This is a genomic window from Leisingera sp. MMG026, assembly GCF_021654205.1.
Lineage (GTDB): Bacteria > Pseudomonadota > Alphaproteobacteria > Rhodobacterales > Rhodobacteraceae > Leisingera.
The window spans coordinates 16,692-29,242 of record NZ_JAKFZM010000049.1; the positions used below are offsets into that span (position 1 = coordinate 16,692).

The 12,551-nt window shown below is 56.4% G+C and carries 12 protein-coding genes; 4 read left to right on the forward strand and 8 right to left on the reverse strand.

What is annotated here, in order from left to right; all coding sequences use genetic code 11:
• Positions 1-4: 4 nt before the first annotated feature.
• The 4 genes from virB11 to L1069_RS20055 are packed head-to-tail and all read left to right on the forward strand — an operon-like array spanning position 5 to position 5,391.
• The gene (virB11, locus tag L1069_RS20040; RefSeq protein WP_129373474.1) at positions 5-1,033 is read left to right on the forward strand and encodes a P-type DNA transfer ATPase VirB11; all 1,029 of its coding nucleotides are present in this window, start codon (positions 5-7) and stop codon (positions 1,031-1,033) included.
• Positions 1,030-3,162 carry a type IV secretory system conjugative DNA transfer family protein gene (locus tag L1069_RS20045; protein WP_129373473.1) on the forward strand — a complete coding sequence of 711 codons (2,133 nt, stop codon included), beginning with the start codon at positions 1,030-1,032 and terminating at the stop codon, positions 3,160-3,162. The genes virB11 and L1069_RS20045 overlap by 4 nt, the downstream gene beginning before the upstream one ends.
• A gap of 14 nt (positions 3,163-3,176) precedes the next feature.
• The gene (locus L1069_RS20050; RefSeq protein WP_129373472.1) at positions 3,177-5,027 is read left to right on the forward strand and encodes an LPD7 domain-containing protein; all 1,851 of its coding nucleotides are present in this window, start codon (positions 3,177-3,179) and stop codon (positions 5,025-5,027) included.
• 22 nt (positions 5,028-5,049) lie between these two features.
• On the forward strand, positions 5,050-5,391 hold the full coding sequence (locus L1069_RS20055; protein ID WP_129373471.1) for a hypothetical protein: 342 nt from the start codon (positions 5,050-5,052) through the stop codon (positions 5,389-5,391).
• Positions 5,392-5,407: 16 nt separating this feature from the next.
• On the opposite strand, the gene L1069_RS20060 is transcribed toward L1069_RS20055, so the two are convergent.
• The 8 genes from L1069_RS20060 to L1069_RS20095 form a co-directional block, all read right to left on the reverse strand.
• Complete coding sequence (locus L1069_RS20060; RefSeq protein ID WP_129373470.1) at positions 5,408-6,607, reverse strand: relaxase/mobilization nuclease domain-containing protein; 1,200 nt, start codon at positions 6,605-6,607, stop codon at positions 5,408-5,410.
• Entirely contained in the window at positions 6,600-7,148 is a 549-nt protein-coding gene (mobC, locus tag L1069_RS20065; protein ID WP_129373483.1) for a plasmid mobilization relaxosome protein MobC, read from the reverse strand. The genes L1069_RS20060 and mobC overlap by 8 nt, the downstream gene beginning before the upstream one ends.
• 538 nt (positions 7,149-7,686) lie before the next feature.
• Positions 7,687-7,983 carry a hypothetical protein gene (locus L1069_RS20070; RefSeq protein ID WP_164982841.1) on the reverse strand — a complete coding sequence of 99 codons (297 nt, stop codon included), beginning with the start codon at positions 7,981-7,983 and terminating at the stop codon, positions 7,687-7,689.
• Positions 7,984-7,993: 10 nt separating this feature from the next.
• Positions 7,994-8,980, reverse strand: a complete 987-nt coding sequence (locus tag L1069_RS20075; RefSeq protein WP_164982840.1) for a ParB/RepB/Spo0J family partition protein — start codon at positions 8,978-8,980, stop codon at positions 7,994-7,996.
• Between the two features lies 1 nt (position 8,981).
• Entirely contained in the window at positions 8,982-9,722 is a 741-nt protein-coding gene (locus L1069_RS20080; protein WP_129373467.1) for a ParA family protein, read from the reverse strand.
• Entirely contained in the window at positions 9,694-9,885 is a 192-nt protein-coding gene (locus tag L1069_RS20085) for a hypothetical protein (RefSeq protein ID WP_164982839.1), read from the reverse strand. Before L1069_RS20085 ends, L1069_RS20080 begins: the two co-directional genes overlap by 29 nt.
• Before the next feature lie 612 nt (positions 9,886-10,497).
• The gene (locus tag L1069_RS20090; protein ID WP_129373466.1) at positions 10,498-11,316 is read right to left on the reverse strand and encodes an N-6 DNA methylase; all 819 of its coding nucleotides are present in this window, start codon (positions 11,314-11,316) and stop codon (positions 10,498-10,500) included.
• 216 nt (positions 11,317-11,532) lie between these two features.
• Positions 11,533-12,387, reverse strand: a complete 855-nt coding sequence (locus tag L1069_RS20095) for a DUF932 domain-containing protein (protein WP_237456826.1) — start codon at positions 12,385-12,387, stop codon at positions 11,533-11,535.
• Positions 12,388-12,551 lie beyond the last annotated feature (164 nt).

Genomic DNA, 12,551 nt, shown 5'->3' on the forward strand with positions numbered 1-12,551 from the left:
AGCCATGCTCGATGGAAACACGCCCCGGCAAGCCCCAGCGGGGCTTGCTTCCTTCTTGGCTCCGATTCAACACCATCTCAACCGGCCGGATGTTATTGAGCTGTGCATTAACCGGCCTCAAGAGCTTTTCATAGAAACCTATGAGGGCTGGAAGGTCGAACAGATCGACGCGCTCACCTTCGCGCACCTGAACAGCTTTGCCACCACTGCGGCAACCTTCACCAAACAAACTATCAGCGCTACAAAACCTATCCTTTCCGGCTCCTTGCCCGGTGGCGAGCGGATCCAGATTGTTATCCCACCTGCGGTTCCGGATGGCACAGTCAGCATCACGATCCGGAAGCCTGCTGAGCGCACCTTCACTCTGGACGACTACGAACAGTCGGGCATGTTCGATGAGATTCTGACCGAAACCAATTCGCTGTCTGAGGTCGACCAAAAGCTGCTTGAATTCCATGCCGCAAAATCCTGGAAAGAATTTCTGCAGTGCGCGGTGCTGAACAAGAAAAACATTCTAGTGTCCGGCTCGACCGGCTCTGGCAAAACCACCTTTTCAAAAGCTCTGATCCCGGTAATTCCAGAGCACGAACGCATCATCACGATTGAGGACACTGTGGAGCTGGTCATTCCCCAGCCAAACAATGTGCGCTTGATCTATTCGAAGGACGGCCAGGGCCAGGCGAAACTCTCCGCCCGCCAGCTTCTTGAAAGTTCTCTGCGGATGCGCCCTGATCGGATCTTCCTGCAGGAGCTGCGGGACGCAGAGGCGTTCTATTACCTTCGCAATGTCAACACCGGGCATTCCGGCTCGATCACTACTATTCACGCGGATTCCGCCATGTTGGCTTTTGAACAGCTCGCCTTGCTGGTGAAGGAAAGTGATGCGGGGCGCGATCTGAAGCGATCTGAGATCAAGGAAATGCTGTTCCAGATGGTCGATGTGGTTGTGCAGGTAAAGCGCGGCAACGGCAGGTATCGCATCACCGAAATCTACTTTGACCCACGCCAGAAATTTGAAGGTGCAACGTCATGATACTTGAAAAATGGCCTGACCTTTCGCCAGCGGCAAAGGGCTCATTCCTTGGCTTCTGCGCACTCTTTTCAATCGGTGGCGGCTTGGCCCTGTCTGGCTTCGTCCTCAGCCGAAGTTTGAACCTCTCCTTTGATCCTATCCAGGATCTCTTTCTATGGCCCCGAATTGCCCTCTCTGACTACTCGGGGGCCGAAGTATCAAAATGGGTCAAACTCTCCGGCTACGCAGGACTGGCACCCGCCCTGTTCATTGTTCTGGCGTTCCTGATGAACAAGCCAAAACAGGATCTGCACGGCAAGGCTCGCTTTGCAGAGGATCGGGACATTAAGGCCGCGGGCTTGCGGTCCAAAAATGGGCTGATCGCCGGGTTCACCGGCCCCCTGCCCTCCCGGAACTACGGCAAACCCGTGGACAAGCTGGGCCGCCACGTTGAGGAAGGCGGAGCTGTCAAGATCGCGGCCACCGGCCACCTGACGACCAAGAACTTGCTGACCTATGGCGGGCCTGAACATATGTTTCTGTATGCCCCCACGCGCTCAGGCAAGGGTGTCGGTGTCGTTGTTCCAAACTTGCTGAACTGGCCCGGGTCGGCCGTGATCCTTGATATTAAAAAAGAGAACTGGACGTTGACGGCTGGGTTTCGCAAAAGCGGCGGCCAGGACGTCTATCTCTTCGACCCGCTGGATCCCAATGGCAAAACCCATCGTTGGAACCCCCTGTCAACGGTTCGCCGCGGCGGTGACTTCCAGATTGAAGATCTGCAACGGCTGGCCGATCTCTTCATTCCAGTGCAGTCAAAAGACCCGTTCTTTGATCGAGCTGCACAAACAGCGTTCGTCGGCGTCGGCGGTTATCTCGCAGAAACCCCGGAGCTGCCGTTCACCTTGGGCGAGATCTTCCGTCAGCTCACTTTGAGCGGCAATGTCGTTGAGACGTTCAGGAGGCGGATCGAGGACAGGAAAGCTGAAAACCGCCCCCTGTCCTGGCAGACAGAAGCCGCCTTGACCGACTTTATCTCCAAGTCTGAAAACACCTTTGAGAGCGTCAAATCCACCATCACAGCCAACTTGGGCTTGTTCGCAAACCCCATGCTCGACCGAGCCACGTCAGAATCTGACTTCAATTTCGCGGACCTGAGAAAACAGCGCATGTCGATTTACGTCGGCATCACCCCCAACAACCTCGGGCGCCTGGGGCCCCTGCTGAACCTTTTCTTTCAGTCCTGTGCTGACGCCAACATGCAGGAACTTCCGGAAAACAATCCTGAGCTGAAGCACAAGGTTCTGCTGTGCATGGACGAATTTGCCGCCGTTGGTGAACTGCCGTCCTTCAAGCGCGGCATCGGTTACTTCGCCGGCTACGGCCTAAAGGTTCTGACGATCATTCAGACGCCCGCTCAGCTTTCCGACATTTACGGCGCGGATGGCGCAGCGGCGTACATGGACAACGCGGGTGTCGAGGTCGTGTTCACGCCGAAAAGCCTGAAGGAAGCGCGCAATCTGTCTGAACGGTTCGGCACCTTGGCAATGGAAAGCAAAAGCGAATCCAAGTCGAAGCACCTGGCGCACAGCAAAGGCACCACAGTCAGCACCAGCGAGCAAAAACGCTCCCTGATGATGCCCCAGGAGCTTCTGGCAATGGATCAATCCAAAGCCCTTGTGATCATCGCGGGACAACCGCCTGTCATGGCGAACAAGCTGCGCTTCTATGCCGAAGAAGTTTTCTTGGAGCGCTCTAAGATTGCTCCGCCCGACATACCCTCGATCATTCCCAACCCGCTCGATGACAAGGTTTCGCGGGTAGAAGAGGAAAACCGGGAACTGCGCAAAGAACAGGCCCAAACCCGCGAAGAGGTGATGGCACTGCGGGAAGAAATGGCTCGGATCACTGCTCTGGCAGCGCATCGCGACGAGAATGTTGCGAACGGCCAGCCAGCCAGCGTTGAAATGACCACCGAGGAAATTGAAGACCCCGGCAAGATCATGCCGGAACGGCTGAAACTGGATCATTCGAGCGCGAGGGAAAAGCTCGCTGCGCTCAAGAAATCCGGAAAGCTAGCATCGCCAGAAGGGACCAAGGAGCTGCTTTCGTCGCTTGGCGTCGATCTCCCCAGCCCCGAAGTTGCATAGATTGAGAGGTAATTATGGCTGAGACACAGAACCAGGTTAATCAGGGCTATGAGCTGTCCTATGCCCTTTCCGACGAAAAGGCCCGCTATTCGACGGCCGCCGAAGCCGGGAGAGCTTTTGCGGAGGCTACTGGGGAGCTTGCTCCCATGGTGGTAGAGGCCAGCGATAAAGGCGCGCGCACCTTGGCGAGCAGTCGCCGCAACGGCGATGAACATGCCAAACTGGCTCCGCCCCTCGAAATGGTGAAATCCGACAATGGGAGCGAAACAGACCTGCAGTTCTGGAAAGCATATCACGACCGGATCGCGGAGAAGGACATAGCCGCCCAAGGCCCGGCACGGGAAGGTACTGGTCAAAAATCACAGGCTGAGACGCCGGATTTGTTTGACGATACCCCTGTTACCCTGAAAGAGCCTCAGGAACCGCAACCGGCCAAAGAGCAGAGCAGAGAAGGCAGCGAGCCGGGCAAAGAGGCTCCGCCTGTAATGACGCCGGTTCTCGACAATGCTCCTGAAGGAACCGCGGAACCAGCGGCACCGCAACCGGAAAAAACGGACAATGAACGCTTTGCGATGCCAAAGAGCTTCGAAGAGCGGTTCATCCTGACACGCGAGGCCAACCGGCAAGAGTTGTTCCGCTCATATGACGACAAACGGCCAGTGATTTCGGATCGCGGCGACAGCCTGCACACCAAGAACGCAGACCGCAGCACGGCCATGGATATGATCGAGCTGGCTGCGCATCGAGGCTGGGCGTCCATGAAGGTGAAAGGTCCGGAGGAGTTTCGCCGGGAAATGTGGATTGAGGGAACTGCGCAAGGCATCGAGGTCAAAGGCTACAGGCCAAATGACAAAGACCGGGCTGAAACCGAGCGCCGGGCTGAGCTGATCGGCGAACGCGTCATTGAACGCACTGACAACGGCAAGGCCTCACCTAGTCGTCAGTCCGATGCCGCCGCTCAGGCAGAATCCCAGGCAAAAGGCCCTTCGAACGTCATTCAGATGATCGACTACAAAAAGGGCTTGGAGGGGAAAGTCACAGACACTGGCACAGCACCTTACCGGGATCGAGAGGGCGCATCCGCCACCCCGTATGTGGCCCTGGAGCTGGCGGACGGCCGTTCTCACAAGCTCTGGGGGGTTGGCCTTCCTGATATGCTCGACAAGCACCAGCTCAAAGTCGGAGACAAAGCCACAATCTACGACGACGGGCAAAAGTCTGTCACGGTCACGGAACGCGACCCCAAGACCGGCGAGGAACGCCAGAAAAACACCTTCAGGCGGGAATGGGGTGCTCGTGATGTTGAACGCAGCCAGGATCAGGCCAGAAACCGCGTTGAACCCGTCCAGAAAAGAGACGAGCCGGTCATTGAAAGTGCCGGTTCACATGAACCCAAAAAAGAGGCTGCCAACGTGGCGAGAAATCCGGACGCGGAAAACGGAACCAAGCACCAGCAAGAGCAGCATCGGCATTCAGACCGCCTAGAGGAACGGCTGAACCAGAAAGAAGCGGCCCGCGATCCTCAACTGCGTGGTGCTGCAAGCACACTGGCATTGATCGAAGCTGAAATGCGGGCTGCTGGTGTATCAGACAAAGACCGGGCAACCGTCCGAGAAATGGCCTCCCACGAACTCGCAAACGGGATCCGCGCGGGCCGTCAGTACGATGTTCAGCGGATTCCGAATGTGAGTGCGAAACAGCAAGCCGCTGTAAAAGCTATCTCCTCGAAAGACGTATCAAAAATCATTGAACAAGCTCGGGTAAGGGGGCCGGCCAGCCCGGACGCATCTAGCAAACACGCAGGCCAGTCCCAGGAACAGCCGCGAGAAAGAACCCAGCAACAGGACCGCAGCCGGGAACGGTAAATTTAAAAAAGGAAGGTAGAAAATGAAGAACACATTTTGGGGATTCGGGCTAGCCGCTTTGACCGCAGCTTGCTCCGTCAACGAGCCGAAGGCAGCCATGAACATCACTACCGCGACGGTATCCGGCAGAGCGTATGATGTTTACCATGACCCCTATGACCCTGACCACGCGATTATCTTTGGGAAGAGCCAATTCGGGCAGTTTTCCATACCCAAGGAAGAAATCATTGCGGCTGCAACGCCCTGCGTTTTTGATCGCAAGTCGAGCATTGCGTTTAAAGCAACGGATATGAAGCACCCCACCCGGCCGGAATTGGAAAACTTGGGATGGGTGCCAGTAGACTGCTCAACTTCCTCGACGTAAATCCAGACGCCTCAGCCTAGCGTTCTCTTGACGGCCCGCGCGACTGCTCGGGCCGTTTTTCGTCCTTGTCTAGCTCTCTCACGCGACCTCGACCTTCAGGCTGTTTCTGTCCGGCCCCAGAAAACTTCTCTGATCGCCCCACAGGCGCGCTGAGCGCCATAGCGCCCCGTTCTGTGGTAACGTCCGTCAATCGCCCTGAGAACGCCGATACGGCCCGCCCTAGCGCCCTGTCCTCGGGATCGTGCGATTCAGCTAGCAAGACCGCCGCCGCGCTGTACGTTCTCATGACCCGGTTCCGACGCTCAACGATGGCCCCGTCCCAAGGACGGCTTGGCATACGGCCACCATTCTCTTGAAGGTCACGCCGCACCTCTCGCTGCTTAGCCTTGTCCACATAAGGCGTCTTGCCTCGCTGGCGCATCTTGTAGACAGGTGTTCGCTCACCCTTCCGGGTAACACCGCGGGCATGGCGCGGCGTAGACTCGGCTTCGATACCCCGGTGCCGCAGTTTCTCAGCGAAAACATCCCGCAAGTGTTGCAGATCAGCTTTGCGAAGGTTCAGTTTCACTCCGTCGTTGCCAACGGTCCGGACCGTCAAATGAACATGCGGATGTTTGGTATCTGTGTGCAGAGCCATCGCATAGTCATGGCGTCCCCCGAACTCATTTTGGGCCAATGCCCTTACGGCGTCCTTTACAGCCGCCGCATTCGTGCTTCCTGGCATCGAAAAGACGATACTGGTCGTGATCCTTGTACGGTCGGTTGCATCGCCGTTGGCCCTATCATCGTCGTGGCGCTGCATCCAATCACGATACAAGGCAGCAGTTGCAGCTTTCCCCGTGAGGATCGCACCGTCATTGGTTTCAATGTCGAGCTTCCCGTTCCTACTGATGTAGTCGATATGCGCGCTAACCCGGACCCCCTCGGTGCGACGGTTCACAACGATGGTATTACCGCTTTTGTCCACCTTCGCAGGTTTTGACACCTTGACCATGACTTCCGGAGTCTTGTTGACGACACGCGCAAGGCGGGCCTTATCGGCGGTGCCGATTGTAGTGGCTTGCCGGACTTGTGCTGGTTCAGCTTTTTCGCTGCCTTTCGGGCTGGGTTTGCCGCCCGTCGAAAAAGACCCGGACCCTGGCGACTTCACGGCACCGGAGCGCGCAGGGGGCGCCCAGCAATCCTGAAACCCAAGCTCCGTCTTGAAATCACTCATCGGTCAGATCACCCCCTAACTGAAATTTCAAACGGCCAGCAGCATATTGCCTCAACAGTTCCCGCAGGCTCACGACTGAGTTACGCAGTTCATGCAACTCATTCCGCGTCGGTGCATAGTTGCTGCCGGTGAAAACGCCTCGGTTCATGGCCGCTGCAATCTGGTTCAGGTTCGTTGCAGCACCGCGAAGCTGCCGAAACCCCCAGCGGATATGTCGTCGTTCACCCTGCACAGGCTGAGGCGCAGACAGAGTACGGGCTGTCAAAATTCGAGCTGCCCAGGTTGAAGGAGGAACCCCCTGATCCTTGGCCTCTCGCTCGATCTTCGCACGAACACTCGCTTCAATCCGGACGGTCAGCTTACCCTCCCTGCGCGCCTGGCTCGGCTTACTGCTGGGAACCTCAGCGTCTCCGGAAACTGTCTCAACCAATTGTCGAAGAAACTCAGAAGGTGACAAGCCGTGCTCGGCAGCAATCGCCCCGAAGCGGGCTTTGCTGTCGGGTGAAACACGGGCGCTGACAAGTTCGGACTTCTGAGACATGATCATTATGTATTACAATGCTGGCGCTTAGCCTATCCTGCATTAGTCCTCCTTTCAACCGTTTGTGTTGTCCGGGACAACATTTTGAGATTCTCGCCCCTTGCGCTTCGCGCCCGCATTCAAGAATGCGGCGGGGCTGTCTGCCCCGGACCCCGAGGATATTTTGCGAAGGTGACGGGCTGAGAAACCGCCCTATCTGAAACCGTGATCCGTGCAGGACGTGCGGACCCCCGCACCCTCGATGCCAGAGCTTTCCAGACCGCTCCCGGCCAGGGCCGGGGGCAGGCCTTGCAGGCGGCGAACTGACCGCGCCCACACAAAGCGAAGGGAAGCGAGCCGACTTGTGGGAAGGTCAGGCATCGAAAGCCGCCCTGGGCGGCTGCGGGGGCTGTCTGCCCCCGGCGCACTTCGCGCGCTCCCCCGAGGATATTTCATGAAGGTGATTGACTGCAGGCGTGCACCTGGTCGGCCGCGGACACCCGCAAAAGAAAAGGGGCGGCTATCTCTAGCGCGCCCCGATCATCAACCAGCAGCCAAGTCAGTTGAACAAGGTAAGTGCTCGCCCCTCTGGGGTCAGCTTGAACAGAGCGCTATCGAACAAGTAGGATATCCCGCTCCACGCAAAATAGCTGGCAACCATGATGGCGGACGCAGCGACGCGCGCCCAAATCGGCGCGTCGGCATCAATCTGTTCGTTCCCTGTGCCGGTAAAAATCACGACGACACTCACAACGGCCGCCCCTAGCGAAATGAACATGAAAACGCGCACGACGAACTGAAACGGTCGCCGGATCAACAAGAGGGCATTCCAAGTCATAAATCGTAGAGCGGCCATTTTTCTCACCTCAAAGCTCGATCACCTCGAACAGCACAATATCTGTCAGAGCTACCTCTTCAATACGTTCACCGTTTTCAAAGCTCACCATCAGAGCTTTGTTCGACTTCGCCTTTCGGTCGGTCAAGATCCGGCCAATCTGATCGCCTTGCTGGCACAGGATTGCAACCTGGCCGTTTGACGACCGCTTTCCGCCTTGAGCATCGCTCTGCGGATTTCCACCGGACAGGGCAGACAGCCCAGCTGCGAGGTTGGGCTTTTTGTCCTCGGCAGGAGCTTCCTGAGGCGGCGCATCTGACGGCGGCACCCCCTGCCCCGCCTCGACCTCCGCTCGCAAGCCGGCCACTGTGACGCGATTGATTTCTTCCGACGGAGTTTCAGAAACAAATCTGCGAGCTGCCTGCTCGTCCTTCTTCCATAGTGAATTAAGGTCAGAAAGAGCGCGCACAGGCACGTTGTTTCTTGCAAGTTCCTGAAGTTCATCAGGCATCGCGATAACGCCAAAAAATTGCGAAACCTGCGCCTGCCCCCAACCAAGATCCTCCGCAATCTGGGAGCGTTTCATCCCGTCTTTGCGCATTTGCTCCACAGCCAAGGCGATTTCCATCGTGGTCAGATCATCCCGCTGAATGTTCTCAGTCAGCTGGATCGCGCGCAGGTCCGCGGTCGCCTCACGAATGAGGACTGGAACGCTGCTCAGCCCGGCCATCTTGGCTGCCCGCCAGCGCCGTTCGCCCATGATAATAATATACCGCCCGTCCTGGCTCTTTGGCTGGACAGTGATGGGCTGCAAAACACCACGAATAGAAATGTTTGCGCTGAGAGACGCCAGCTTGTCCGGATCGAAATGGCGGCGCGGCTGCTCGGGGTCGGGTTCGATCAGATCAATGTCAATTGTCAGAGGCTCGCCGCCGCCGACGGGCTTCTGGCTTTGCAGCCCTTCCAGTTTGCCCGCCGCCCTTAGTTTATCCAGCGTGCTTGTCATGTTCCTTGCCATATCACTTCCCCTCGCCAAGCTTATCGTACAGCCAGTCAAAAAACTGGCCGAACTCTTCTTGGGCATCCTTGCCGCTCTTTGTTTTCACTCCGGACAGCGGAACGCCCTCTTCCTGCGCCACGACATAGGCAGTGCGGTTGCGAATTGCATATGGGACACAGAGGTCTCCAACAGCTTCCGCCACTTGGACCATCGCGTCTCGCTCAATCTGCTTCACGGCATCAAAGCGCGAAGGCAGGATGCCCAGGAGCTGCAGTTTCGGATTCACTCCCTGCGCGGCGTACAGCGCCTCAAGAACCCCCTCGATACCATCGACTGAGTATTTTTTCAGCTCTATCGGAACCAGCAGATAGTCGGCCGCAATGAGCGCACCATAAACCGCCTCGCCAAAATTTGGAGGAGTATCCACCACGCAGTAATCTGCACCGCTGCTGCCAACCAGCCCGGCTTGCACATTTGCCATCACGTCATCAGCGTTTTGCGATTGCAAATCTTTGTGACCAGTTACGATGCCAATTTCGCCGCTCGCCAGATCGGCTTGTACGCCCTCACCGCGAGTCACCAGGTCAAGCGCATTGCCAAGCGTCTTCGCCCCTTCGAAGGAAGCCGAAAAATTCCTTTGGCTATCCAGATCTACACCCAATACGGAATGCCCGCGCTCCGAAAGAGAATAGACAATCTGGCTGGCGATGGTGGTCTTGCCCACACCACCCTTATTGTTCGCTACGACTATCGTTTTCATTGTCTTTTGCTCCTGCCTCATCAGGGGTGATTCCATATGATCTCAGCGCTGCATCTACGATTTCGTACATGAAGATATTTTCGCGATGCGCCTTCTCTTTGAGGGCTTCGTGCATGTCGTCATACATCCTCATGCCCACTGTTGTTGTTCTCCGCTTGGCCATGCTTTCTCCCAAAGTTTTATAGCTATATAGCTATAAAAATGCCCAGTAAAACTCAAGAAAATGTTGTCCCGGACAACATCCGACACAATCTTAGGTGGAAATTGTTGTCCGGGACAACATTTTCCCCGCATCTTCCGCGTCAGTAGCATGGGTCAGAACCTCCAAAGCCCCTGAGAGTTGACCAAGAGGCTTGCACGAAATCTCCTGTTTTCTGATTGCCCCGAGGTCGAAACCGCTCAAGAACTCCTGTGATCCTAAAGCACATTCGGCTTGACTACCGACAACCGCAGTGAACTTTAAAGGCTCCTCATCTGTCGCCCACCCAAACACAGTTACCACAAGCAAAAATTTCAAACCCGCCTCCATGCATTATGAATTAATATTAGGTGTTAAGCTTAAGGTGATCAATGTAAAAAACGGTGCTTGTATAATTTTTGGACAATATCTGCTTCTAAATTGAACTCTGGTTTCGGGCCGCGAAAGCGGCCCCCGGCGCGGATGCGCGCCAGTCCGGCCCGGTCAGGGCATTAGCCCTGATTGGGCAGGACACCAAAAGGCAAAAAGAAACCCCGCCGAAGCGGGGCAAGTTGGTTTCTTCACCACAAAGAAAATTCAGTCAAACAAGCTAAGCTGGACCCCTTTTGATACTGGCCCCGCTGTGGCAATTTCCGTCAGGCGCGCCTTGCGCTGCTCGGCTTCCTGCGTCTCCCGCTGCGCGGCCAGGGCCATAAATGCCGCTCGCTCGTCCTTCTGGCGCTTCCAAGGATCTCCATGCTTAGCGTAAAAGCGGCCAGCGGCAGCCGTATAAGCCAAATCGAAGACCTCTATAGACAAGCTGTTTCCGCAGACAAAGCGCCCAGCCAAACCGCGTGCTGCCGTCTGTATGTATCCCATGTGAAATGTGGGGCGCGACAGCTCTACAGCTTCGAACCAAACAGATGTTTCCAGATCGAAACCCTTTTCCTCGATCACATCTGCCATAGCCAGCAGCATTCCACCTGCTCCGGCTGCGGGCTCCTGAACAGTATAGAAGCCCCGTTTCTCTATAATCTCCTCCACACCAGTTAAGGAGACATTCGCCATAAGCCGCGAAACCTCATAGGGTGTAAAGAACTGCCCAAGCCGCGCATCAAGCGCGCCGATCTCTCCAGCCACAGCCCCCAGGAAGTCGCAACCACCTGATGAGATTTCCGCAATCGCGATTGCCAAAAGTTCAGGCATTCTGCGAACATCGTCTTTAATTCGGTATCGCTTCACAACCGCCATATACTGCGCTTCCAGCGCATCGCGTTTGGCTGCATCTGGGCAAGCGCGCTTTGCCAGAGCGCAATAGGTCAGCTCGCAAAAGTCCGCAAAAACTTCTGTCCGCCGCTTTGATTGGTCAATGCAATTGAACGCTTTGACGAATTCGGACACCGCTGCCTTGGTCATTCCTCGCCCTCCGGCTCTCGGACTGAACCGCCAATAATGAAAGGGCCGACACGTGAACCTGGTTGTGCCTTAGCCTTAATCTCACGGATCAATGCATCTTGCCGGCCCTTCGTGACTCCTTGCTCCGTCCAAAGCCGGCGCAGCTCTCTTTCGCTATTTCCCATGGTAAAAACTCCCGCGAAGGGCAGGGCGGTGCGGTGGCACCGCCCCGCAGCTTCAGCCTTCCTTCAGCTCTGCCATGCGTTCGGTCAGCGTCCACAAAGCACGGTTAAGCGCCTTGTTTTGGTCGATACCCGCAACCTCGCGCGTAGTCTGGCGACGTGTAGTTCCGTTCGCATTGCGGATACGCCCGCGCAGCCCGCCTTTGATGGTGTTTTCCTGCACCACATTAAACGCGGTCCAAAGGTCGGTTGCCCGGTCGTCTCGGCGCCGGGGCGAAAGCAAGGCATCCGCCGCGACCGGCGCCTGCTTCCCGTCCTCGTTGTGAGCATCCGGAAAACGCAATTCGTGCGCTGCCTCTGCCAGAATTTTGCGTTCCTCGTCTTGCAGAGTGATTGCGCGGAACCGCTGCACCTGGTCTGCGACTTCGGGCGCATCTTCCAGAACCCGATAGGCTCCCTCGATCACCTCACCAATGGCATTACCCGAGTGGCGCACTTTCACTTCGCCAAAGGTATCGCCCACCATCAGGCCATTGGCGCAGACAAAACGGAAAAAGCCGGGGATCATCTGGTAGCTGCTTGTGCCGTCGTTTGCATTGACCAGCACGATTTCAAAAGCCTCGCCGTCAGTGTTGGTAAGGGACCGGTGGCGCAGGCGCAGCATGTGCTTAGTGAACTCAGCCTTTCCCTCAATCCGGGTGCGGGCCTGTTGGGCCAGGAAGGGATCAAAGCCCTCTTTGCGCAGGCCGGTCAGCACGTCGATAGTCGGGATTGGGGCGAACCGCTCTGAACGGCTTTCGTGGGCCTCTGTTGCAAAGATCGAGGGAACGCGGGCGCGCAGTTCTTCGTCGGTCAAGGCTTTGCCAGTAGCAAATCCGCCGTTGCTCATTCCGCGCATATAACGGTGCATAAAGCTCATTTTGATTTTCCTCTTGTGGTGAAAGGTGGGCCGTTGTGGCCTCTCCCTATGACTTGATATTAGTTGCGTAGTAGACCCTAAGCAACGGATATATTTGCATTTTCTTGGAATTGTTCGCTTGCCTTCATCCGCGCCCCCGGCTTTCTTTGATGCCG

Bases quoted from the DNA above. Each gene is read 5' to 3' on its own strand.
- virB11 (WP_129373474.1), top strand. From the start codon at position 5: ATGCTCGATGGAAACACGCCCCGGCAAGCCCCAGCGGGGCTTGCTTCC.
- L1069_RS20045 (WP_129373473.1), top strand. From the start codon at position 1,030: ATGATACTTGAAAAATGGCCTGACCTTTCGCCAGCGGCAAAGGGCTCA.
- L1069_RS20050 (WP_129373472.1), top strand. From the start codon at position 3,177: ATGGCTGAGACACAGAACCAGGTTAATCAGGGCTATGAGCTGTCCTAT.
- L1069_RS20055 (WP_129373471.1), top strand. From the start codon at position 5,050: ATGAAGAACACATTTTGGGGATTCGGGCTAGCCGCTTTGACCGCAGCT.
- L1069_RS20060 (WP_129373470.1), bottom strand. From the start codon at position 6,607: ATGAGTGATTTCAAGACGGAGCTTGGGTTTCAGGATTGCTGGGCGCCC.
- mobC (WP_129373483.1), bottom strand. From the start codon at position 7,148: ATGTCTCAGAAGTCCGAACTTGTCAGCGCCCGTGTTTCACCCGACAGC.
- L1069_RS20070 (WP_164982841.1), bottom strand. From the start codon at position 7,983: ATGGCCGCTCTACGATTTATGACTTGGAATGCCCTCTTGTTGATCCGG.
- L1069_RS20075 (WP_164982840.1), bottom strand. From the start codon at position 8,980: ATGGCAAGGAACATGACAAGCACGCTGGATAAACTAAGGGCGGCGGGC.
- L1069_RS20080 (WP_129373467.1), bottom strand. From the start codon at position 9,722: ATGAAAACGATAGTCGTAGCGAACAATAAGGGTGGTGTGGGCAAGACC.
- L1069_RS20085 (WP_164982839.1), bottom strand. From the start codon at position 9,885: ATGGCCAAGCGGAGAACAACAACAGTGGGCATGAGGATGTATGACGAC.
- L1069_RS20090 (WP_129373466.1), bottom strand. From the start codon at position 11,316: ATGACCAAGGCAGCGGTGTCCGAATTCGTCAAAGCGTTCAATTGCATT.
- L1069_RS20095 (WP_237456826.1), bottom strand. From the start codon at position 12,387: ATGCACCGTTATATGCGCGGAATGAGCAACGGCGGATTTGCTACTGGC.